This is a genomic window from uncultured Pelagimonas sp., from assembly GCF_947498515.1.
In the GTDB taxonomy this organism is placed as follows: domain Bacteria; phylum Pseudomonadota; class Alphaproteobacteria; order Rhodobacterales; family Rhodobacteraceae; genus Pelagimonas.
In genome coordinates, this window is record NZ_CANMKO010000003.1 from 136,487 (window position 1) to 159,577 (window position 23,091).

Annotated in this window: 19 protein-coding genes; 11 read left to right on the forward strand and 8 right to left on the reverse strand. The window is 55.8% G+C overall.

The window, feature by feature from the left end:
* Positions 1 to 43 precede the first annotated feature (43 nt).
* The 3 genes from Q1A43_RS07120 to Q1A43_RS07130 all read right to left on the reverse strand — a co-directional run bounded on the left by Q1A43_RS07120 (position 44) and on the right by Q1A43_RS07130 (position 3,867).
* Positions 44 to 2,098 (reverse strand): ASKHA domain-containing protein, encoded by a 2,055-nt coding sequence (locus Q1A43_RS07120; RefSeq protein WP_299933780.1) that lies wholly within the window; start codon positions 2,096 to 2,098, stop codon positions 44 to 46.
* Between the two features lie 111 nt (positions 2,099 to 2,209).
* Positions 2,210 to 2,722, reverse strand: coding sequence for an N-acetyltransferase (locus tag Q1A43_RS07125; protein ID WP_299933782.1), 513 nt, complete (start codon positions 2,720 to 2,722; stop codon positions 2,210 to 2,212).
* Complete coding sequence (locus Q1A43_RS07130; protein WP_299933784.1) at positions 2,719 to 3,867, reverse strand: CoA transferase; 1,149 nt, start codon at positions 3,865 to 3,867, stop codon at positions 2,719 to 2,721. Before Q1A43_RS07130 ends, Q1A43_RS07125 begins: the two co-directional genes overlap by 4 nt.
* 288 nt (positions 3,868 to 4,155) lie before the next feature.
* Between Q1A43_RS07130 and guaB the strand changes: the two genes are divergently transcribed.
* The gene (gene guaB, locus Q1A43_RS07135) at positions 4,156 to 5,601 is read left to right on the forward strand and encodes an IMP dehydrogenase (RefSeq protein WP_299921595.1); all 1,446 of its coding nucleotides are present in this window, start codon (positions 4,156 to 4,158) and stop codon (positions 5,599 to 5,601) included.
* A 52-nt stretch (positions 5,602 to 5,653) separates the two neighbouring features.
* Here guaB and Q1A43_RS07140 read toward each other — a convergent pair whose 3' ends face one another.
* Positions 5,654 to 6,292, reverse strand: a complete 639-nt coding sequence (locus tag Q1A43_RS07140; RefSeq protein ID WP_299933786.1) for an MSMEG_1061 family FMN-dependent PPOX-type flavoprotein — start codon at positions 6,290 to 6,292, stop codon at positions 5,654 to 5,656.
* A 40-nt stretch (positions 6,293 to 6,332) separates the two neighbouring features.
* Entirely contained in the window at positions 6,333 to 7,697 is a 1,365-nt protein-coding gene (locus tag Q1A43_RS07145) for an MATE family efflux transporter (protein ID WP_299933788.1), read from the reverse strand.
* A gap of 149 nt (positions 7,698 to 7,846) precedes the next feature.
* Here Q1A43_RS07145 and Q1A43_RS07150 point away from each other — a divergent pair, with 149 nt between their 5' ends.
* The 4 genes from Q1A43_RS07150 (at position 7,847) to Q1A43_RS07165 (ending at position 13,696) form a co-directional block, all read left to right on the forward strand.
* Positions 7,847 to 8,980: a DNA cytosine methyltransferase gene (locus tag Q1A43_RS07150; protein ID WP_299933790.1), complete on the forward strand. Its 1,134-nt coding sequence runs from the start codon at positions 7,847 to 7,849 to the stop codon at positions 8,978 to 8,980.
* On the forward strand, positions 8,977 to 9,834 hold the full coding sequence (locus Q1A43_RS07155) for a hypothetical protein (protein WP_299933792.1): 858 nt from the start codon (positions 8,977 to 8,979) through the stop codon (positions 9,832 to 9,834). The genes Q1A43_RS07150 and Q1A43_RS07155 overlap by 4 nt, the downstream gene beginning before the upstream one ends.
* Positions 9,835 to 10,139: 305 nt before the next feature.
* Positions 10,140 to 11,291: an RsmB/NOP family class I SAM-dependent RNA methyltransferase gene (locus tag Q1A43_RS07160; RefSeq protein WP_299933794.1), complete on the forward strand. Its 1,152-nt coding sequence runs from the start codon at positions 10,140 to 10,142 to the stop codon at positions 11,289 to 11,291.
* A 218-nt stretch (positions 11,292 to 11,509) separates the two neighbouring features.
* A complete protein-coding gene (locus Q1A43_RS07165; RefSeq protein WP_299934232.1) occupies positions 11,510 to 13,696 on the forward strand; it encodes an ATP-binding protein in 2,187 nt (728 codons plus the stop codon).
* On the opposite strand, the gene Q1A43_RS07170 is transcribed toward Q1A43_RS07165, so the two are convergent.
* The gene (locus Q1A43_RS07170) at positions 13,697 to 14,290 is read right to left on the reverse strand and encodes a gamma-glutamyl kinase (RefSeq protein WP_299921702.1); all 594 of its coding nucleotides are present in this window, start codon (positions 14,288 to 14,290) and stop codon (positions 13,697 to 13,699) included.
* A gap of 172 nt (positions 14,291 to 14,462) precedes the next feature.
* Here Q1A43_RS07170 and recA point away from each other — a divergent pair, with 172 nt between their 5' ends.
* The 6 genes from recA to Q1A43_RS07200 all read left to right on the forward strand — a co-directional run bounded on the left by recA (position 14,463) and on the right by Q1A43_RS07200 (position 20,741).
* A complete protein-coding gene (gene recA, locus Q1A43_RS07175; RefSeq protein ID WP_299933796.1) occupies positions 14,463 to 15,527 on the forward strand; it encodes a recombinase RecA in 1,065 nt (354 codons plus the stop codon).
* 84 nt (positions 15,528 to 15,611) lie between these two features.
* On the forward strand, positions 15,612 to 16,508 hold the full coding sequence (locus Q1A43_RS07180; RefSeq protein WP_299921609.1) for a helix-turn-helix domain-containing GNAT family N-acetyltransferase: 897 nt from the start codon (positions 15,612 to 15,614) through the stop codon (positions 16,506 to 16,508).
* A gap of 77 nt (positions 16,509 to 16,585) precedes the next feature.
* Positions 16,586 to 19,261 carry an alanine--tRNA ligase gene (gene alaS / locus Q1A43_RS07185; protein WP_299934233.1) on the forward strand — a complete coding sequence of 892 codons (2,676 nt, stop codon included), beginning with the start codon at positions 16,586 to 16,588 and terminating at the stop codon, positions 19,259 to 19,261.
* 3 nt (positions 19,262 to 19,264) lie between these two features.
* The gene (locus Q1A43_RS07190) at positions 19,265 to 19,552 is read left to right on the forward strand and encodes a DUF1330 domain-containing protein (RefSeq protein WP_299921611.1); all 288 of its coding nucleotides are present in this window, start codon (positions 19,265 to 19,267) and stop codon (positions 19,550 to 19,552) included.
* 469 nt (positions 19,553 to 20,021) lie between these two features.
* Positions 20,022 to 20,291 (forward strand): hypothetical protein, encoded by a 270-nt coding sequence (locus Q1A43_RS07195; RefSeq protein WP_299921613.1) that lies wholly within the window; start codon positions 20,022 to 20,024, stop codon positions 20,289 to 20,291.
* Between the two features lie 147 nt (positions 20,292 to 20,438).
* Entirely contained in the window at positions 20,439 to 20,741 is a 303-nt protein-coding gene (locus Q1A43_RS07200; RefSeq protein ID WP_299933798.1) for a hypothetical protein, read from the forward strand.
* A gap of 36 nt (positions 20,742 to 20,777) precedes the next feature.
* Here Q1A43_RS07200 and typA read toward each other — a convergent pair whose 3' ends face one another.
* Both typA and Q1A43_RS07210 read right to left on the reverse strand, forming a co-directional pair.
* Entirely contained in the window at positions 20,778 to 22,592 is a 1,815-nt protein-coding gene (gene typA, locus Q1A43_RS07205; protein WP_299921617.1) for a translational GTPase TypA, read from the reverse strand.
* 127 nt (positions 22,593 to 22,719) lie between these two features.
* Positions 22,720 to 23,049 (reverse strand): SMR family transporter, encoded by a 330-nt coding sequence (locus Q1A43_RS07210; protein ID WP_299921619.1) that lies wholly within the window; start codon positions 23,047 to 23,049, stop codon positions 22,720 to 22,722.
* Positions 23,050 to 23,091: the final 42 nt, after the last annotated feature.

Consider the following 23,091-nt stretch of genomic DNA (forward strand, 5'->3'; position numbering starts at 1 on the left):
CTCCCGCCCTAAGGCGGGTCCGATCACATGGTTGGCGATCAGGTTACCCCCGGCGCCTACGCCGTTTGCGCCCACCGGGTTCATCGCCACCACCGGTGTTAAAGCTCACCTGAGGCAGGGTGACTTGGGTCGAAAGCTCGGGAAAGGGATCGGTGGCATGTGGGATGGCGTTGGCGGCCACGAAATGTTCTTGAAACTTAGGTTCAATCGCGGTTTCGACCTTGGTGATCTCGCGCACCAACCCTTCGACCTCGCGGCGCGCAGCAAGGTTACAGAGGGCAATCCGCGCCCCTGTTCCCGCGGCGTTGCCAGCTGATTGCACTTTGTCCAATGGCACATCCGGGATCATGCCAAGCACCATGGCGTGCAGAGGCGAGATATGTGCGCCAAATGCTCCGGCCAATACGACGCGATCCACCTTGTCGGTTTCACGCACATCCATCAACAAACGCGCCCCGGCATAGAGTGCCGATTTTGCCAATTGGATCGCGCGGATGTCACCTTGGGTGACGGTGATACGTGGCCCACCTTCGGCGGTTCCATCATGGATCAGATAGGCGTGTGTGCGCCCCTCTGGTTCACTGCGAGTGGTTCCGGTTTGCTCGGCCGATCCAATCAAGCCGGACGGGTCCATCAAACCGGCAATGCGCATTTCCGCCACGGCTTCGATGATACCCGACCCGCAAATGCCGGTGATACCCGTTTGTGCCGTAAAGTCCCAAAATCCGTCTTCATCTGACCACAGCTCGCAGCCAATCACCCGAAAACGCGGTTCTTTTGACACCGGGTCAATGCGGATCGCCTCAATAGCCCCTGGTGCCGCGCGTTGGCCAGAGCTGATCTGCGCCCCTTCAAAGGCGGGACCAGTTGGGGAGGAACAGGCCAAAACCCGGCTGGTGTCACCCAGCAAAATTTCGGCATTGGTGCCTACATCGACGACCAAGACCAGATCCTCGGACTTACCGGGTTCTTCGCTAAGCGCCACGGCGGCGGCATCCGCGCCTACGTGGCCGGCGATACAAGGCAGGATATAGATGCGCGCGGCTTGGGGCAGGGCGGCAAGACCCAATTCCGCTGCCGAAAGGCTGATGGCTTCGGATGTGGCCAGTGCAAAGGGCGCTTGCCCTAATTCCACCGGATCAATGCCCAACAATAGGTGGTGCATGACCGGGTTGCAGACAAATACGGTTTCCAAAATCAAGCTGGTGTCGATCTCGGCCTCTTTGGCGATGTCTTGGCTCAGCGCGTCAATCGCGTCGCGCACCGCTTGGGTCATTTCCTTGTCGCCGCCGGGGTTCATCATCGCATAAGACACCCGGCTCATCAGGTCTTCGCCAAACCGGATTTGCGGGTTCATGATGCCGGAGGAGGCCACAACCTCGCCTGTTTCCAGATTGGTCAGATGCGCGGCAATGGTGGTTGACCCAAGATCAATGGCCAAGCCAAACAACCCGGTTTCATGCAACCCGGGCCAAGCCGCAATGACGCGCGGAACCGCCCCTTTTAGGGCCGTATTCAACGCGACGGTGATCCGCCATTTCCCTTTGCGTAGAACAGTTTGCAAGGTGCTCAATACCGCAAAGTCAATTTCGATGCCGTCAATGTCCCATTGGGATTTAAGCGCGCGTTCAAGCCGCTCCAAATCGCCGGTGGGTTCGTGCATATCGGGCTCTTCTACCTCGACGAAATAGAGCCGCGTTGCCGGGTCCATTTCAATCACACGGGCACTGGCGGCTTTGCGCACAACCTGTTTGTGAACCTGACTTTCCGGCGGTACATCGATGACGATGTCACCCAGAACCGTGGCCTGACAGCCCAACCGCCGCCCCGGTTTCAACCCGCGTTTGTCGTCGTAGCGTTGTTCAACCGCGTTCCATTCCGAAAGGGCCCCGTCCTCAACACTCACCCCATGTTTGGGAAAGTCACCATAGCTTGGCGTGATCTGACATTTCGAACAAATACCGCGCCCGCCACAGACCGAATCCAAATCAACGCCGAGTTGACGGGCCGCTGTCAAAACCGGCGTTCCAGCAGGGAAACGGCCACGTTTACCAGAGGGGGTGAAAATCACCAGAGGGGTGTCAGTGTCGGTGGTCATTTCATATTTCCTTGATCGCGCGTGCCGCAAAATAGCGTGCGCGACGGAAAGGGAAAGCAGATGCACGACCTCAGCGTGTCTAAAGGCGTCATTGGCACCAACTAATTGGGTTTAGGCGTTCAAAGTGATGCAAAACACGACATTTGGGTAGGCCTCGCCTTTGATGCAAAAGGTGGTTTCGCCGACCTGCTCAAACCCATTGGCAAGGTAAAACCGGATTGCCGGGTGATTTTCGGCATTGGTCGCCAGCCACAAGTCTGGGGTTTGCAATCGCTTGGCCTTGTCCAATGCGGCCTGCAAAAGGGCGTGACCTATGCCGCGACCATGATGGCGGGGTTGCACATAGAGTGAGCTGATTTCCACCGTCCCACACCCGAGCACTGGGGCGGGTCGGTTTTGCGATACCCGCACAAACCCATCAATACCGACTTTGTTTTGCGATACGACAAGGGTTTCGTTTGGGTCTTGAAGAGCATCGATAAAATATTGCGGTGTATAGGTTTTCAAAACAAAATCGGCAAAGAAAGATGATACCCCTTCGCGCAGATATGTGTGTACCCAAACCTCAATCGCTAGCGCCGCCAAGGCCGATGCATCAGTGGCCCGCGCCGACCGCAATGTCATGTGTCGTCCAACCATCGGAGAATGTCACCCCGGTTGCCATCTAAGTCCGGGGCGGGCCCGCGGGTCGGCGGGTCAGGATTGTCAGTCATCTTGATCGGATTGCCAGCGGCGGTAAAGGCCGCCCGACCGCTTTTGTCGAGCACATCCACAACCATGTTTCGCGCAAGAAGCTGTGGATCTTTAAGCACTTCTGCCACGTTTTGAATGGGACCGGTGGGAATGCCTGCCGCCGTGAGCTTGGCGATCCAACCGGCGCGGGTGTCCCCTAATGTGATGGCCTCAATCAACCGTTTCAAAAGGCGGGCATTCTCACACCGTGCTGGGTTGGTCGAAAAACGCGGATCGTCCGACAAGGGGAGTTGCAGCGCGACGCAAAGCTTTTCGAACAGCCGGTCGTTGCCCGCCGCGATTACAAATAAGCCGTCACTGGCATGAAAGGTCTCAAACGGGGTGATGGACGGATGGCGTGCGCCCGATGGACCTGGGGCTTTGCCATTGACCGAGGTCATCGCCACCGCATGTTCCAAAAGGGCCAACTGACTGTCCAACATCGCGACATCGATTTTGCGCCCCTTGCCAAGCCGATCGCGATCCAACAAGGCTGCCAAGACCCCCTGAGCCAAAAACATACCGGCGACGATATCCCCAATCGAGGCCCCAACCCGAACCGGGTCACGATCCTTTTCGCCAGTGATCGACATCACGCCACCGCGTGCTTGCACCACCATGTCATAGGCGGGGCGTTTGGCGTCTGGTCCTGTGTGGCCAAACCCGCTTACCGCTCCGTAAACCAACCGCGGATAGGCCGCATGCAGATCGTCCCAACCATAACCCAAACGCTCCATCACACCGGGGCGAAAGTTTTCAACCAAGACATCCGCCCGCGCCACCAATTGCTCAAAAATCACTCGGTCATCGGCATCCTTCAAATCCAAAGCGATGGATTTTTTGCCGTGATTGATCGTGGCAAAATAGGCTGATTTCCCATCCTTAAAGGGCGGAAAGGCGCGGGTGTCATCCCCTGTACGGGGTTGTTCGACCTTGATCACCTCTGCGCCCAGATCGGCCAGTGTCATGGTGCAATAGGGTCCGGCCAACACATGGGTCAAATCCAGAATAACGAAACCTGCCAAAGGTGCGCTCATCACCAGTCTCCTTGCACATTCCCCCTTTTTGAATGCGCTTCACAATCGGGCCAATCAACCACCATTTGTAAAACAGGCAAAACATTGCCGCCCCTATTTCATTTCGCCTAGAAAACGTCGGGGGTGATTTGATTTGTCTGATCGAGAGGGGGCAGGCCCCCGCGACCCAGCCGCCGCAGGCGAAGGTCGCGACATGAAACACCACCTTCCATTGCTTTCCCTCTTTCCACCGGGGCCATCCCATGCAATAGGGACGTGCCAACCGATATCTGCCCAAGGAGTACCCCCATGGAGATTCGCGAGGCCCTGACCTTCGACGATGTTTTGCTTGTTCCCAACGCCTCCAGCGTGCTGCCCAGCACTGCGGATACGCGCACGCAAGTGACCCAATCCATTGCCATGAACATCCCGTTGCTTAGCTCTGCGATGGACACCGTGACCGAGGCCCGCATGGCCATCACCATGGCGCAGGCCGGTGGCATCGGGGTTATTCACAAGAACCTGAACGCCGAAGAACAATCGCGCGAAGTGCGCCGGGTCAAACGCTTTGAATCTGGCATTGTGTATAACCCGGTGACCTTGACCGTTGATCAAACACTGGCCGAGGCCAAGGCCTTGGTTGAACGCTATAACTTTACCGGTTTCCCGGTTGTTGACGCCGATGGTCGCGTCATGGGCATTCTGACCAACCGCGACATGCGCTTTGCCCAAAGCGATGACGTGCCAGTGCACGCCATGATGACCTCGGACAACCTTGCCATGCTGCAAGAGCCTGCTGATCTTGAAGAGGCCAAAAGCCTGATGCGGGCGCGCCGTATCGAAAAACTATTGGTCCACGATGCAACCGGAAAATTGACCGGATTGTTGACATTGAAAGACACCGAAATGGCGGTGCTCAACCCAACGGCCTGTAAAGATGATCTAGGCCGGTTGCGGGTGGCGGCGGCGTCGTCGGTTGGCGATAGCGGGTTTGCCCGTTCCGAAATGCTAATCGATGCCGGGGTTGATATTGTGGTGATCGACACCGCGCATGGTCATTCCGAAGGGGTTTTGGAGGCGGTCAAACGCGTCAAAGCCAAATATGACGTTCAGGTCATCGCCGGGAACGTCGCCACTGGCGACGCCACCAAGGCGCTGATTGATGCCGGGGCGGATGCGGTCAAGGTCGGCATTGGGCCTGGCTCGATCTGTACGACACGGATGGTTGCCGGTGTTGGTGTGCCTCAGCTAACGGCCATTGATGATTGCGCCTCAGCGGCAGGTGATGTGCCCGTCATCGCCGATGGCGGCATCAAGTTCTCGGGTGATTTCGCCAAGGCGATTGCCGCCGGGGCCTCGTGCGCCATGGTCGGAAGCATGATCGCAGGCACCGATGAATCCCCTGGCGAAGTAATTCTGTATCAGGGCCGCTCGTTCAAGGCCTATCGCGGTATGGGCAGCCTCGGCGCCATGGCGCGCGGCTCTGCCGATCGCTATTTCCAAAAGGACGCGGCCAGTGACAAATTGGTCCCCGAAGGGATCGAAGGTCAGGTGCCTTACAAAGGTCCCGCTGGCACGGTGATCCATCAGCTGGTTGGCGGTTTGCGCGCGGCCATGGGCTATACCGGATGCCCAACCGTGGCCTCGATGCGCAATGATTGCACATTTGTGAAAATCACCGGGGCAGGGCTCAAGGAAAGCCACGTCCATGACGTGCAAATCACCCGTGAAAGCCCGAATTACCGGGTGGGTTAACCCCCCCAACAATCAAGACACGCGGCGCGCCTAACGGGTGCGCCGTTTTGCTTTAATACAACTCGTCTGTGTTTGACGTCTCGATCAAAGCGTCAAGATCAGCGAGACTGTCGGCCAAAGCCCCGTGGACCTGTAACATCTCGGCAAGGCTCGGGACGTCTGATGTGTCTGGCCAGTCATCGGGCTGCCAAGCCTTCGAACGAATAAACGCCTTTGGGCAGTGGCTTAACACCCGTTCTACCCGGATCAAAACAACCAACCCGGAAGGCCGTCCATTCACAGCTAGGTCTTCCGACAATTGCGCATCTTGCACCACGGCGGCTTTGCCGCTGATCCTTAGTGTATCGCCATGTCCGGGGATCAGAAACAAAAGCCCTACCTCGCCCGTCGCCAGTATATTCTCGATCGCATCCATTCGGTTGTTGCCGGGACGGTCGGGCAGGGCGAGGGTATTGCGGTCCACCACTTTGACAAAGCCGCTTGGATCACCGCGTGGCGTCTGATCCAGCCCGCCATCTGCGCGTTTGGTGCTCAGGATCATCAACGGCGAGGCGGCAATAAAGCGGCCTGCCAATGGGTCAATATGGTCGATAACTTTGTTGTTGGTTACGAGTGACGGCATCTCCACAATCTGACGCAGTTGCGTGCTCGACTGAATGTGTAAGTCAACGTTTTGTTCAAAAACTGCCATGTCAAACTCCTAAAAGTGTAATTCTAACACGATTTAGGAATTATTCCGAGAGGCCGCCGGCCTGCCATCTTTTTTGAAAGAGACGCCAATGGAATAGTGGAAATTTCACCAACTCTTCGCCCAAAAATAGGGCGAAAACCCAAGTTACAGACAGGTCCCAGTACAGGATGAACAGCGCAGTCAATGGAATGCGGAACAACCATTGTGATGACAAGAAAATGTTCATCACATAGACCGTATCGCCGCCAGCGCGCAGGGTGTTGCCGCAGATGGCATTGGACCCTTTGGGAAAGGGAAGCAGTAACAGCACCGGTAGAAAGCTCCACAACGCGGCGCGTGTTTCTTCTTGGAGTTCGGCATAGATCCAACCCGAGGCCAGGCACACGCCCAAATAGGTAAGAGAGACAATTCCACTTGCGGCAAAAGACACACGCCACGCGCGACTTAGGAAAATATCCAAATCCCCAGGCGAGGTATGGCGGCCCAAAAGCTGTGCCACAATGATGCCAGTTGCCTGAGCCCAGGCGATGGAAAAGACCCCAGCCATATGAATCCAAGGCATGATCACCGTCATCGCGGCAAAGGCGTTGACGCTCATTTTGGCAAAGAGAAAAGAACAGACCGAGTTTGTGACTGTGACGCTCGAAAACGTCGCTGCAATCGGGAGAGCAAAGCGCATGTGGCGGCGGGTGGCTTCGACAAAACTGTCGTTGCGCCAACCAACCACATCTAGATAAGCCCCGGTTTTTGACCAAAACCGTTGCGCCAGAAAGGCAACGCGCGCCAAAGATCCCGCCGCAGTGCCAAGCGCGGCCCCGGTCACCCCCAAAGCGGGCATTCCATATAATCCATGGATCAACACGATGCTAACGCACACATTAATCGGGATCGAAATAAGCTGGCTGTAAAAGGCCATTTTGGTTTCGCCGGTCCCATTAAAATGGCTGGTAAAAGCGTGGCCAAAGGCTTCAAACACCACCATCCATAAGAACACCATCAAGTATGATTGCGCCTGTTGTGCGATCCATGGGGTATGGGCAAACGTGTTTAGAATAAAGTCGCCAAAGACCAATACCAGGGCAATCCCAGCCAACGCGAGAAAAAGGTTGATCAACAACCCGACGTAAAACCCTGTTTTCAGAGGAACCTTTTCTCCCGATCCAAAGGCTTGAGCGATGCGGATTTGGCTGGCGGTGGAAAAGGCAAATTGAAAGCCGAGCAAAAGCCCGCCGATTGCCCCGGCAAGCCCCATGGCCGCGAGGGCTTTTTCACCCAAAGGCGCGACAAGAAAGGCGTCAATGGCAATCACCCCGTGAACCATCACCGCCTTTAGTCCCAAGGGCCAAGCGAGCGTAAAAATCTGGGCACGGGACGGGGGCGGCGCAGAGGCCGTTTGCTCGGACATGGGGGCTCACTTTGATGATTTAACAAAAAATGACAAATTTACCCGAGAAAGTCCATGTGGAATATCGATTTTTCCCGTCGACCTAGGGTTACGATACGTTCTTGCTCCGTTCTGATCCGCATGGTCTAAGAGGGCAAAAGGAGAGGCAGTTGCGCAGATTCTACGAGTTCTTTGCAGGAGGCGGCATGGCGCGCGCTGGTCTTGGGACCGGCTGGACGTGTTTGTTGGCCAATGACTTTGATGCAAAGAAAGGGGCGTCTTATGCGCGAAACTGGGGTGCGGAGCATCTCATTGTCGATGATATACGCAACCTTGGGCCGGATGATATGCCGGGTCAGCCCGACCTGATCTGGGGCAGTTTCCCTTGTCAGGACCTGTCATTGGCGGGGATGGGCGGTGGCCTAAAGGGCGCGCGATCGGGCACATTTTGGCCCTTTGTGCATCATATCCAGACTTTGAGGGATGAAAACCGCGCTCCAGCGGTGATTGCGCTGGAAAATGTCTTGGGAACGCTGACCTCTCACAAGGGCAAGGATTTTACCGCCATCTGCCGGGCGTTGCGCGACTTGGGCTATCGTTTTGGGGCCTTGGTTATGGATGCGGCGCTTTTTGTGCCGCAATCACGTCCGCGGCTCATCATCGTGGCGATGCGCAATGATTTGCCCTTGCCAAAGGGGGTTACGGCCACGGCTCCACAGGAGCCATGGCACAATAAGGCCCTTTGCAACGCTTATGACGCTTTGCCGAAAGCTGTTCAAAAACACTGGCAATGGTGGGACATGCCGCAGCCACCGCAACGGGTTTTGCGGTTTGCTGATTTGGTTGAGGATCAGCCCAAGTCAACCAAATGGCACAACAAATCCGAGACCCGCACGCTTTTGTCGATGATGTCGGAGGTCAATCTTGCCAAGGTTGAAACCGCTAAGGCATCGGGTGTGCGTATGGTGGGGACCATCTACAAACGCACCCGCGTTGAACATGGGATCAAGGTACAACGCGCCGAAATTCGTTTTGATGAAATTGCTGGATGTTTGCGAACCCCGGCAGGCGGGTCATCGCGTCAACTTATTATGGTCGTCGAAAACGACAGCATCCGCTCGCGTCTCATCTCGACTCGTGAAACCGCGCGGTTGATGGGCCTTCCGGAAACCTTTCAGCTGCCTGAGCGGTACAATGAGGCCTATCATCTTACCGGTGACGGCGTTGCTGTGCCGGTCGTTCGCCACCTGACCAAGCATCTTTTTGAACAGATAATCCCGGCGACGCAGGGCCAGACCGCATGAGCGAAATTCCCTGCGAGAAAAACGCCGAGCTGCGGCTCAAAATCGTTGAATTTGCCGAGGTCCTAAAGCGTGAGGCGCATTTGCTTGGTGATCATGGGTTGGACGAGCAGGATTTTTACCAATCCGGCCTGTTTCGCGGGGCCATTGAGCGTATTCGTGGTCAGTATTCCGCCTCGATGAAGGAAAAGCGTGGCTTCGTGGCCCAGGTTTTGGACCACATGCGGTTTGGCGGTTTCATCAAGGATTGGGCCAGCGCCGGAGAGGCGAACCGACATGATTACGCGGTGACGCTCAACAATGATCGCACCGCGATTATTGAGCTCAAGGGTTGTTTGGACGGTAACAATACCAATATTTTCGAACGCCCGCCCCATGCGGATGAGTTTGTGATTTGGTCAGTCTGTTCCAATCCGGGGGCCGATCCGCGCCACAATGTCTGGTCCGGTATTCACACCCGGTTGAGCGCCGAGATGATTGATCGCAATCAACGGATCGACGGGTTGGTGGTCTGGGATTGGATCTGTGGCACGGCGGCGCGACCCTGTCCGAAATTGTCCCTTTCCCCCGATCGCCTCACAGAGGTCGGGCATTACCGTTTGCCGCCGCCATGTATCTATTTGTTTCCGGCGACGGTTCCCAGTCCGCGCAATAATTCGCGCCCCCGTCTGAACCAACTTGAGGATGTGGGTATACTTGAGGCGATGAATGCCTGTTTCGGCGGTCAGGCCGACGAGGTGCATCAGGTTGAGATCGAAGTCGCGCATCAAGGGGCCGATACCGTGCGCAAAACGACCATTCGGCGCGGCTTGGATGTATTGAAGCAATCAGATTTGACACCGATCCGCCGCGCCTAACCGGGCGCTTATGCAAGGGTTGTTTAACGGCTTTAACGGATTGTCGACACCGGTTAACCAGGACAATAGGATCATTCCCGCGCCACTTGCGGATCGCGATCTGAAACGGCACAGCGGTCATTGACCGAAAAAGGGACGGGATTGGCACCCCGCAACCGATCCGCAATTGGCGGCCGCCATATTAGCCCAGAAGTAAATCGGTTTTTGCTGCCCGGCCCACGGTCGTTGGTGGCCAAAATCGCTTTGCGCTTGCTCCTGTGGCGTTGGCTCGCATATGGCGGGGGAACGCAATTCATGAGGTCCCCATGACACCCGCCGCCCGCCTGCAAGCCGCCGCTGACATTCTTGATCGTATTGGTGAAGGCGTCGCCGCCGAAAAAGCGCTGACCAATTGGGCGCGCAACTCGCGTTTTGCCGGAAGCAAGGACCGCCGAGCGGTGCGCGATCATGTCTTTGACTGTCTGCGCAAATGGCGCAGTACAGCGGCTTTGGGCGGCGCAGAGACAGGACGGGCCCGCATTCTTGGGTTGTTGCGCGAAACCGGGGCGGATGTAGAGGCGATGTTTGCCGGACAAGGCCATGGACCGGCCCCTCTGTCGGAGGCAGAGCAACAATCCGAGCGCCAACCGGAGGGGTTTGAAGCCTGGGATTTGCCTGATTGGTTGGGGGACGTTTTTCAAGACGGTTTGGGACCCGAGGCCGAGGCAACTGCTCATGCGCTCCGCAATCGCGCTCCGGTGTTTTTGCGCGTTAACACGTTGAAAGCGGATCGAGAAACGGCTCAACGCCTGTTAGCGGAAGAGGGTATTGAAACGGCTCCCCATGATCTATCTCCGACTTGCTTGCTGGTCACCGACGGCGCGCGCAAGGTGGCCCAATCGCAAGCTTACCTCACGGGGCAGGTTGAGCTTCAGGACGCCGCCTCTCAGGCGGTGGTCGATATGCTGCCCTTGGAACCCGGCTTGCGGGTTTTGGACTATTGCGCGGGCGGAGGCGGCAAGAGCCTGGCGATGGCGGCCCAAATGGCCGGAAAAATCGACGCTCATGATGCCGATCCGCGACGAATGAAGGATTTGCCAGCACGCGCTACGCGGGCCGGGGCGCTGGTCACCCCAATCACCAAGCCAAACGGGCCTTATGATTTGGTCCTTTGTGATGTTCCTTGTTCTGGGTCCGGTGCATGGCGTCGGTCGCCAGAGGGGAAATGGCGGTTTTCACCGTCTGATTTGCAAGATTTGGTGTCTGTGCAGAGCGAAATTTTGGATACAACTCAGACGCTTGTCGGGCCCGTTGGCAAGCTGGCTTATGCGACGTGTTCGGTGATCCCGGCGGAAAACTCTGATCAAGTCGCTGCATTCCTAACACGCCATGGTGAATGGTCTCTCCTCACGTCGCGGCAATTCTTGCCAAGTGACGGCGGAGATGGGTTTTTCTGCGCGGTTTTCGAAAAGAGTTGAGTTTATTTCTCATGCTACCTATGGTTGTTTTGTGGTGAGGGTTAACCGGTAATTAACGACGAGGGGATGTTATCCCTGTGAACGAATCGGCGGATAGGGGCTGAAATTTGGCTATTGCAGCTCAGAATGACGGGCATCGTCCCTTTATGGTTACTCCGCGCGGCGGCAGCTTGTTGCTGGCAACACTTGCGGTGTTTTGCGTTCTCTGTGTTTTATTCATGTCACTTCCACCGGCCTTTAACGCCGCCCTACTGGCTGGGGCGGGCGCACTTGGGGCCATGTCAATTGGGTGGTTTTGTTATGATTTGCTGCGACGGGCCCGCAAAACACGGCAAGTGAACATGCTGATCGAACTGGTTGAAGAGGAACCGGTTTTTTGTTTTGTCTGTGATCTCGAGGGCAATCTCAAACACGCTAATTTCTCGGCGCGCGAACGGTTTACAACCGATATTGGGGCGCCTTTGGCGGATGTTCTGCGCGATGTATTTGCCAGCTCCGAAGGTGTTGTGTACCGGCTTTACCACAAGGTGCAGGCCAATGGGGCTGCCACCGAAGACATCACGAGCCATTCTGAAGGCTTTCGCATTCACGTGCGCAGTGTGCCTCCGGGGCTCGTATTGTGGCGCCTTGAGCCTGATGCAGCCCATGGCAGCCAGCAGGCGCGCGGGGACGCCGCGGTTATGACACTAGGCCGCAACGGGGCCGTTTTGTTCATGAATGCGCCTGCTCGGGAGCTGATGGGGCACCGGGCTAAGCGCTTGGATGATGTTTTTGAGGATTTGCCGCTACGTCCAGGCGGCGTCCATGAAATGAAAACCGAGACAGGTACCAAACGGGTGTTGGTCCAATGTCTTGAGGCCGGTGCGGGGCGGATGGAATTGACCCTTTCGCCTATCGTAGAAGAAGAAGAGCGTTCCGATAATGCAGGGAGCTTTGACAGCTTGCCGGTGCCTCTCATCAAGGTTGCGCCGGATGGCAAAGTTCTACGCGCCAATCCCGAAGCCCGCCGTATGCTGGACCTCGGACAAGGTGAACCCGGCAACTTGACGGAATACATGGAAGGGTTGGGGCGTGCGCTGACCGACTGGTTGCAGGAAGCCGCCTCAGGAAAGGGGCTCCATCGCTCGGAATTCCTCCGCCTTACGCGGGCTGACCAAGAAGTCTTTGTACAGGTCACATTGAACCGTGTTGTTGAAGATGGTGAACCGGTTTTGGTCGCGGTTCTTAACGATGCAACCGAGCTCAAAACACTCGAAGCACAATTCGTGCAAAGTCAGAAAATGCAGGCGATTGGCCAATTGGCGGGCGGTGTTGCCCATGATTTCAATAACTTACTGACTGCGATTTCCGGCCATTGTGACCTGCTGTTGTTACGTCATGATCAGGGTGACCCTGACTATGGCGACTTGGTTCAGATCAATCAAAACGCCAATCGTGCTGCGGCACTGGTTGGCCAGCTTTTGGCTTTTTCTCGTAAGCAAACCATGCAACCTGAAATTTTGGATTTGCGGGACACGCTGTCTGATCTGGCGCATTTGCTCAACCGTTTGGTGGGAGAGAAAGTTCAGCTGAACCTGCATCATGATCCGGTTTTGCCAGCGGTACGTGGGGATCGTCGTCAGCTTGAGCAGGTGATGATGAACCTTGTTGTTAACGCCCGTGATGCGATGGTTGACGGAGGCGAAATCGCCATTGAAACTGAGCGCCGCGTTTTGCGTGAACCGCTGCAACGTGATCGCGCAGTTGTGCCACCCGGCACCTATGTGTCGGTGCGCGTCAATGATGCAGGGTCGGGTATCCCGCAGGACAAACTCCAGAAAGTGTTTGAACCGTTTTTCACAACCAAACGCACCGGTGAAGGTACCGGGCTTGGGCTGTCGACGGTTTACGGTATCGTCAAACAGACCGGTGGCTATATTTTTGTTGATAGTGTGGTGGGGCAGGGCACGTGTTTTACCCTGTTGTTCCCAGCTCACGAAGCCGGAATTGAGGTTGCGCCTCAACCCAAGAAGGAAGAGGCCAAAAAGCTTCCGCAAAAAGGATCCGGTGTTGTTCTTTTGGTCGAAGACGAAGCCCCGGTACGGGCCTTTGCTGCCCGTGCTTTGCGACTGCGCGGTTATACGGTCATTGAGGCCGAGACCGCAGAAGAGGCGCTGAAACTCCTGGAAGATGAATCGCTGGCCGTGGATGTCTTTGTGACCGATGTTGTGATGCCGGGCATGGATGGGCCGACATGGGTCCGAATTGCTCTGAATGATCGTCCGGAAACTCGGGTGGTGTTTGTGTCGGGATACGCTGAAGATGCGTTTGGAGAAGGCAGCCAGGAAATTCCAAACTCGGTTTTCCTGCCCAAACCCTTTTCATTGTCCGAGTTGACGGAAACCGTTCACGACCAGTTTCATTAATTAGGTTGCACGCTCCCAAACAGAGAAATCCTCGGCGCATTTACGGCGAACCTTCGCCTCGGTTTCCTCGCACAGGCCCAAGTCACGCTGCGGTGAGACATTGGTGCGCGGCAATTCCAAGGCAACTCCAAGCCGATCTTCGAGAAAACCGATCAGCCCAGCTTGGTTTTCATATTTGAACAAATGGGTAACAGATACGCCATTGGGGCGGGGTTCGATGAACTTGGATTGACTGCCGACATTGGCAAATGGTGGGCGGTCGCCCTTGGCATATGCGTCACAGAATTCGTCGAAACTAATCCCTTTGGTCGAGGTCGGGCGTCCATCTAGAAAGGGGCGTTGGCGGTAGCGATACCAAGAGCCGAGCCAGCTAATCGGTTCGCGGATCACGGCCAGCAACTCCATGTTCTCGGCACCGACTTTTTCAAACATTGGACGAAAGAATCGATTGTAGCGGTAAACGGGGGCGTGTTTGAGTTCGGGCGGATCGTTGACAACCATCGATGCGATCGGAGTTAGCGCCGCCTCATAAGCCGAAGTCCCCGTCTTGGGGACCGCTAAGAACACCAATTTTTGCTTCCAGAACACCAACATCGCCAATCGCCCCTGTTTTCCTAACTTTCCTTTAACCATCCTGCGCCAACCTGTGAAAGGAAAGATTTTACTTGCAGTGTTCTCGTTTTGATCTCATTAAGGTTAAGAACAATATGAGAACAAAACAGCCAATTGCCGCGCCACGCGGCCTATGGGATAAGGGTTGGAACAAATGGCAACGGCAGATCTCCTGACAATGGATAAGAAAAACGCGGATAAACAAAAGGCGCTTGATAGCGCCTTGGCCCAAATCGAACGTCAGTTCGGTAAGGGATCGATTATGAAACTCGGCGATGGCAACGCAATCCAAGAGATCGAGGCGACATCAACAGGGTCGCTGGGGTTGGATATTGCGCTTGGCATTGGTGGTTTGCCCAAAGGGCGGATCGTTGAAATTTACGGGCCGGAAAGCTCGGGTAAAACAACGCTGACCCTGCACTGCATCGCAGAAGAGCAGAAAAAAGGTGGTGTTTGCGCCTTTGTCGATGCTGAGCACGCGCTTGACCCTCAGTATGCTAAGAAACTGGGCGTTGACCTTGATGAGCTGCTGATTTCGCAGCCCGATACAGGCGAGCAATCTCTTGAGATCGTAGACACATTGGTGCGTTCCGGTGCGGTGAGCATGGTTGTCGTCGACTCGGTAGCGGCCCTGACGCCGAAATCGGAACTCGAAGGTGACATGGGTGATAGCAACGTGGGTGTGCAAGCCCGGTTGATGAGCCAAGCCATGCGTAAATTGACCGGCTCGATCAGCCGGTCCAATTGTATGGTGATTTTCATCAACCAGATTCGGATGAAGATTGGCGTTATGTTTGGCTCGCCTGAAACGACCACTGGCGGCAATGCGCTGAAATTCTACAGCTCGGTTCGCTTGGACATTCGGCGCATTGGTGCGATCAAAGATCGTGACGAAGTTGTTGGCAACCAAACCCGCGTTAAAGTGGTGAAAAACAAGGTAGCACCGCCCTTCAAGCAGGTTGAATTCGACATCATGTATGGCGAAGGAATTTCGAAAATGGGCGAGCTCCTTGACCTAGGTGTCAAAGCGGGTGTCGTAGAAAAATCCGGGGCTTGGTATTCCTATGGGGATGAGCGGATCGGGCAGGGGCGTGAAAATGCCAAAAACTATCTGCGCGAAAACTCTCGTATTTCCTACGAGATCGAAGACAAAATACGGGCTGCTCATGGGCTAGAGTTTGATATGCCCAAGGATGACCCGGATCTGGTTGAAGACTGATCCGCATTAAACAACACGAAAAGCGCCCGAACTTTGGGCGCTTTTTTCTTGCACAACACACTTATCTGACTTAAGTCAGGTAATATGACTTTGACTGATATTTCCCGATTTCGCCGCCTGTCCCGGGCCGTTACGACGCAAACCGGCGCATTGGATCACTCCTTTTTGGGGCTTGGGCGTCCCTTGGGGACGGCGCGTGTTCTTAACGCGATCGGACATGGGAAAAATGATGTCGGCGCGCTGCGCGATTATCTCGGACTTGATTCCGGTTTGATGAGCCGGTTGTTGCGCGGCTTGGAAGGCGAAGGGCTTATTGAAACGGGCCCGTCTCAGACCGATGCGCGCCGAAAAGTGGCACAGTTGACCAAGGCCGGGCAGGCGGCCTTTGAACAATATGAAACCCTTTCCGATCAATCCGCAAAGGGTGTGTTGAGCAGGTATTCAAACACCGAACACCTTTTGCAAGCGATGGATTTGGTGGCGACGGTTTTAGGGCGGGATCAAATTGAAATCTTAATTGCCGATCCTGATGACCTGAGAATTCAAACCTGTGTTCAGGCTTATTGCGATGAATTGTCGGAAATTCTGGGCGTGACGTTTGACAGGCAGACTTCTGGCGACCCCGAAGCCGAAAGCCTTCGCACGCCCAAGGGGGTCTTTTTGCTGGCGATGTCCGATGGGTTGCCCATCGGCTGCTGCGCTCTCAAAGGGCAAAGCGATGGCATGGGCGAGGTCAAGCGTATGTGGGTGTCTCCTTCGGCGCGCGGTTTGGGCCTTGCAAAGCAGTTGATGTTCCAAATCGAAGATCATGCCCGGAGTTTGGGAATGACGCGTCTGCGACTTGATACAAACGGCAAATTGACCGCTGCGCTTTCGCTATATCGCAATGACGGTTGGCAAGACATTCCACGCTACAATGACAACCCATATGCCGAGTTTTTCTTTGAAAAACGCCTTGGCTCAGCCTCCTCAATCGGTTGAACCGCCTTGCCCCATGGACAGTGCCGGGGCAGGCGGGTACATCTTCGGGAAAATACCTATCTGTGGGACGCATTATCATGGCGACGCTGAACGACATCCGGTCGACCTTTTTGAACTATTTCGCAAAACAGGGGCATGAGATCGTTGATTCCAGCCCGCTGGTTCCGCGCAATGACCCGACGTTGATGTTCGTCAACTCGGGTATGGTTCAGTTTAAGAACCTGTTTACAGGGGTTGAAACCCGTGACTACCAACGCGCCACCACCGCCCAGAAATGTGTGCGGGCGGGGGGCAAGCACAATGACCTAGATAACGTCGGCTATACCGCGCGCCACCACACGTTTTTCGAGATGCTCGGCAACTTTTCCTTTGGGGATTATTTCAAGGAAGAGGCCATTCCATTCGCTTGGGAGCTGATCACCAAAGAATATGGCATCCCCAAGGACAAGCTCTATACCACCGTTTATCACACCGATGACGAAGCTTTTGAGATTTGGAAAAAGATGGGTGTGCCAGAGGATCGGATCATTCGGATCGCGACCTCTGACAACTTCTGGCAAATGGGGCCAACCGGCCCGTGTGGTCCTTGCACCGAGATTTTCTATGATCACGGCGATCATATTTGGGGCGGCCCTCCCGGCTCACCCGAAGAAGATGGCGACCGGTTTATCGAAATCTGGAACGTTGTTTTCATGCAGAACGAGCAGTTCGAAGACGGCTCGATGAAGGCGCTCGACATGCAGTCGATCGACACCGGCATGGGGTTGGAACGGATCGGCGCGCTGTTGCAAGGCAGCCATGATAACTATGACACCGATCTGTTCAAAACCCTGATCGAAGCCTCGGCCAATGCCACGTCGGTTGATCCCTATGGTGACAAAAACGTCCATCATCGCGTGATTGCTGACCATTTGCGTTCGACCTCGTTCCTGATTGCCGATGGTGTGATGCCGTCCAACGATGGCCGTGGCTATGTATTACGCCGCATTATGCGCCGCGCCATGCGTCACGCGCATCTGCTTGGGGCCAAAGATCCGGTGATGCACCAGTTGGTTCCGGCGTTGGTTGGCCAGATGGGGCAAGCCTATCCCGAATTGGGCCAGGCGCAGGCGATGATCGAAGAGACATTGTTGCTTGAAGAAACCCGTTTCAAACAGACCTTGGACCGCGGCCTGAAACTTCTCGATGACGAACTCGACGGGCTTGACGAAGGCGCGCAATTGCCCGGTGCGGCGGCGTTTAAGCTTTATGACACCTATGGTTTCCCGCTCGATTTGACCCAAGACGCCCTGCGTGAAAAGGGCCGCGAGGTGGATACCGATGGGTTTGACGCCGCCATGGAAGAGCAAAAAGCCAAGGCGCGCGCGGCGTGGTCCGGTTCGGGCGATGCGGCGGACAACGCGGTTTGGTTTGACGTGCTCGATGGGGCCGAGGCCACTGATTTCTTGGGCTATGACACAGAAAAAGCCGAGGGTCAGGTTTTGGCCTTGGTGTCCGATGGCAAAAAGGTCGACACTTTGGGCGAAGGTGCCGAAGGTTGGGTTGTGACCAACCAAACGCCCTTTTACGCCGAAAGTGGTGGTCAGGTTGGCGATGAGGGCGTGATCCGCCGTCTTGAAAACCGCGATGATGCGGCAACGGTTTCCGACACCCGCAAGTTCGCTGACGGCAAAATCTTTGCCCACAAGGTGGTGGTGTCCAAAGGGACATTGGCCACAGGAGAGGCAGTTGAGCTTGAGGTTGATCACACCCGCCGCAGCACCATTCGCGCCAATCACTCGGCGACGCACCTGTTGCACGAAGCTTTGCGCAACGCGCTTGGTGATCACGTGGCACAGCGCGGCTCGCTTAATGCGCCGGATCGATTGCGGTTCGACTTTAGCCACGGCAAAGCGCTGAGCGCTGAGGAGTTGTCAAAGGTTGAGGCCGAGGTGAACGCCTATATCCGTCAAAACGGCGCGGTTAGCACCCGGATCATGACGCCCGATGATGCCCGTGCCATTGGCGCACAGGCCTTGTTTGGCGAAAAATACGGTGACGAAGTTCGTGTTGTGTCGATGGGTCAATTGGCCGGATCGGGCAAGGGCAGCGACGGGGCGACCTATTCGTTGGAATTGTGTGGTGGCACCCATGTGCGCCAGACCGGCGACATTGGGGCCTTTGTTTCGCTGGGCGATAGCGCTTCTTCGGCCGGTGTGCGTCGGATCGAAGCCCTGACCGGACAAGCGGCTATGGACTATCTAGCGGATCAATCCGCAGCCTTGAATACCGTCGCGGGTGAACTCAAAGCACCAGTGGCCGAGGTTCCGGCGCGGGTCAAAGCCCTCATGGACGAACGCAAAGCCTTGGCGAACGAAGTCGCCCAGCTTCGGCGGGAACTTGCCATGGCCGGTGGGGCCGGGCAGGGCGGCGGTGCCGAGCCTCGTGATGTCAATGGGGTCGCATTTGTTGCGCAGGTTTTGACCGGTGTGAGCGGCAAAGACCTGCCAGCGCTGATCGACGAACACAAATCCCGTATCGGCTCTGGTGCTGTGTTGCTGATCGCGGATGCGGGCGGCAAGGCGGCTGTCGCGGCTGGTGTGACCGAGGACATGACAGGCAAAGTGTCGGCGGTTGACCTGGTCAAGGCTGCCGTGGTTGAGCTTGGTGGTAAGGGCGGCGGTGGTCGTCCGGACATGGCGCAGGGTGGGGCCAAAGATGTGGCCAATGCCGACGCAGCAATCAAAGCGGCAGAAGCCGCCATCGGAGGATAAGACATGCCCGCACTTTGGATCGCTCATGTGACCGTCACAGATACCGAAGCCTATGGCAAATATGCCGAACTTGCCGGGCCGGCAATTGCCGCGCATGGCGGATCGTTTATTGCCCGCGGCGGCCGCTATGTTCAGCTTGAGGGCAAAGAACGCCCCCGCAATGTTGTGGCGCGGTTCCCAAGCGTCGAAGCCGCCGAGGAATGCTATCATTCAGATGCCTATCAAGAGGCACTAAGCCACGCGCGTGGCGCGTCTGAGCGAGAGCTTTTGGTGGTCGAAATCACCGAGTGATTGAGGCGCGCCTTAGTCGCGTTTTACACCTGAAAAATCCAAACGGGCGGCTAGGGAACAAGCCGCCCGTTGGAGTGAAAATCGGCCAGATATTGCTGGTAGCCCAAGGTACCCACCAGCATATGGCCACCTTCCGCCGACGATGAGTTTGATTTGGCAATCTCCCGCCATGGCAGAAATCGACGCTTTTCAGCGCCAGTGATTCGGGAAAATGCAGGTTTATTGTTTCCATTTTGGCGACGAATTTTTCGTTGTCAGGAAATGTTTCCGAATTGGAAAAATTTGTGGCGGTCGAAGCTGTGGATAAAAGCGTTTGATTATGGCTTGGCAGGCACAGATTCACGCTAAAGTCGTGGTTTTTGGTACGAAACCCGGTTTTTAAGCAGGCAAGTATGGAATTCCTGTCGCGCCTTCCTTGGCATCTTGGCTAGACTTTCAGCACCTTTAATTTTTTCTTGGGAGAAAGACTATGAAAAAGGTTCTTGCAGTCGCAATTTTGGCGGCATCGACTCTGGCTGCACCTGCATTCGCATGGGAAGGCAACGTTGTAGCGTGCTACAACAAGATCTGGGTTCCGGCGACTTATAGCACGTCGAAAACGCTGATCATGGCGGCTCACACTGAGTGGGAATACCGCAACGGTCAGATGGTCAAGATCCATTACCCTGCTGTTTACAAAGAGAGCAAGCACATGAAATCCGCGGGTCACTATGTGGCGCGCAAGGCTCCTTGTAACTAAGGCTGACCTTTAGAGAATAGGGTCTTTTGATCCAAGAGAGAGGCGCAGGGACTGCCACCCTGCGCCTCTTTGCTTTTGGAGAAACCTTGCAAACCACGCTCCTGCGGTCTACCCGGCTTATGTATTTTGCAAAAATGGGGAATTGAAATGCGCAAGCTTGGGGTTGTTTTTGTCGCCTGTGGAGCGTTGAGCGCCTGTGGTGGTCTGGGTCAGAAACAAGAGGCCGCGCCATCTGAGCTGTCTTCAGCGCGATCATTGAGCGATATTTCAGTCACGCGAGAGGGTGATTTTGTTCAAGGCACCGCCGGTGCGGGCTGGAGCCAGCTTGAGCTGAATGGAAACCCGAATGGGGCTTTGTGCAGCGGTGCGGGCGAACATGTTGCCAATCTTGTCGTGCAACCACCGGATGAGACCGGGCAGGTGCGCTTCTCTGCCTTTTGCGTCTCCTAAAGAAAAAGCCCCGGAATATCCGGGGCTTTTATCTGTTTAGTCTTTTTTCGCCATCCGCTTGCGTTCATGCGGATCAAGGTAGCGCTTGCGAAGCCGCACTGCGTTTGGCGTCACTTCAACAAGTTCGTCGTCGTTGATATAGGCAATCGCCTCTTCAAGGCTCAGCGTGATCGGTGTGGTCAAACGCACCGCTTCATCGGTACCCGAGGCACGAACGTTGGTCAGTTTCTTACCTTTGAGCGGGTTGACCTCAAGATCGTTCTCACGGCTGTGTTCGCCGATGATCATGCCCTGATAAACCTTGGCCTGCGCCCCGATCATCATCTTACCGCGATCTTCGAGGTTCCAAAGCGCATAGGCAACGGCGTCGCCGTTTTCCATCGAAATAAGAACACCTGCACGACGGCCTGGGATGCTGCCTTTGTGTTCGGTCCAGCCGTGGAAGACCCGGTTCAAAACACCAGTCCCGCGCGTATCAGTGAGGAATTCACCGTGGTACCCGATAAGGCCACGCGATGGCACATGGGCCACGATGCGGGTCTTACCACCGTTTTGACGCATCTCAACCAGCTCACCCTTGCGTGTGCCGGTCAGCTTTTCGATCACCGCGCCGGAATATTCGTCATCCACGTCAATGGTGGCTTCTTCGACCGGCTCCATGCGCACGCCGTTTTCTTCGCGCATAATCACCTGTGGGCGCGAGATAGAAAGCTCAAAACCCTCGCGGCGCATGTTTTCGATCAAAACACCCATCTGGAGTTCACCACGGCCCGAAACTTCAAAGGCTTCGCCACCGGGGGTGTCGGCGATTTTGATCGCAACGTTGCTTTCGGCCTCTTTGTAGAGACGGTCACGGATCACCCGCGACTGAACCTTTTTACCATCGCGACCAGCCAGCGGGCTGTCGTTGATGCCAAAGGTTACGGTGATGGTGGGCGGGTCAATCGGCTGGGCGTCGAGCGGCTCGTCTACAGCCAGCGCACAGATGGTGTCGGCAACGGTGGCCTTGGACATGCCCGCCAGAGTAACGATGTCACCAGCTGCGGCTTCTTCGATGTCTTGGTTTTGCAAGCCACGGAAGGCCTGAATTTTGGTGACGCGGAAGTTTTCGATCTTTTGACCGATGCGCGAAATCGCTTGAACCGAGGCACCAACCTTGATGCGACCGCTTTCAACACGACCAGTCAACGTGCGGCCCACAAAGGCGTCAGCGCCCAGTGTGGTCGCCAGCATGCGGAAATCTTCGTCTTGATGGGCAATCTGCTTGGGGGCAGGGACGTGATTGACGATTAGGTCAAACAGCGCGCTCAAATCTTTGCGCGGGCCGTCAAGTTCGTGATCGGCCCAGCCTGCGCGGCCCGAGGCATACATATGTGGGAAGTCGAGCTGATCGTCATCGGCGTCTAGGCCCGTGAAGAGATCAAAGACTTCGTCCAGAGCGCGATCAGGTTCGCCATCGGGTTTGTCGACCTTGTTGACCACAACGATAGGACGCAGGCCAAGCGCCAGCGCCTTGGAGGTCACGAATTTGGTCTGGGGCATCGGGCCTTCGGCCGCGTCGACCAGAAGAACAACACCGTCAACCATCGACAGGATACGTTCGACTTCCCCGCCGAAATCGGCGTGGCCGGGGGTATCAACGATGTTGATCCGCGTGTCTTTCCATTCCACCGATGTCGGTTTGGCGAAAATGGTGATGCCACGTTCGCGTTCGAGATCGTTGCTATCCATGGCCCGTTCAGCCACGGCTTGGTTGGCACGAAACGCGCCCGATTGTTTCAGTAGCTCGTCAACCAGTGTCGTTTTGCCGTGGTCAACGTGCGCGATGATCGCAATGTTGCGCATGTCCATGAGAGGGCCGCCTTGTTCGCAAGAATATTCGAGAGTTGCGCAGCCCGTAACGGGCCTAGACCCAAAAGGCCAGAGGCTTTGATGAGTTGTCGCGAAATAGCGCCTTTTTCGGCGGGATGATGCGGGATCAGTGAGTGGCAGAATTGGAAAACAGGTTAATAACGGCGATCCCGACAATGATAAAGCCCATGCCGATCACCGCCGGCAGATCGAGCTTTTGCCCAAAAACCACAAATCCTATCGCTGCGATCAAGACAATGCCAAGTCCGGACCACATCGCATAGGCAATCCCAACCGGGAAGGTCTTGAGCGCGATCGACAAGAGATAGAAGGCCGCGCCGTAGCCAATTACCGTAATCAAAGCGGGCAGGGGTTTGGTAAATTGTTGACTGGCTTGCAATGCGGTGGTGCCGATGGTTTCGGCCAGAATGGCAAGCGCAAGGATCAGGTAAGGCATCGGGCATCCAACAAGAAGGCGAGGGGAAGGTGGGGTTGAACC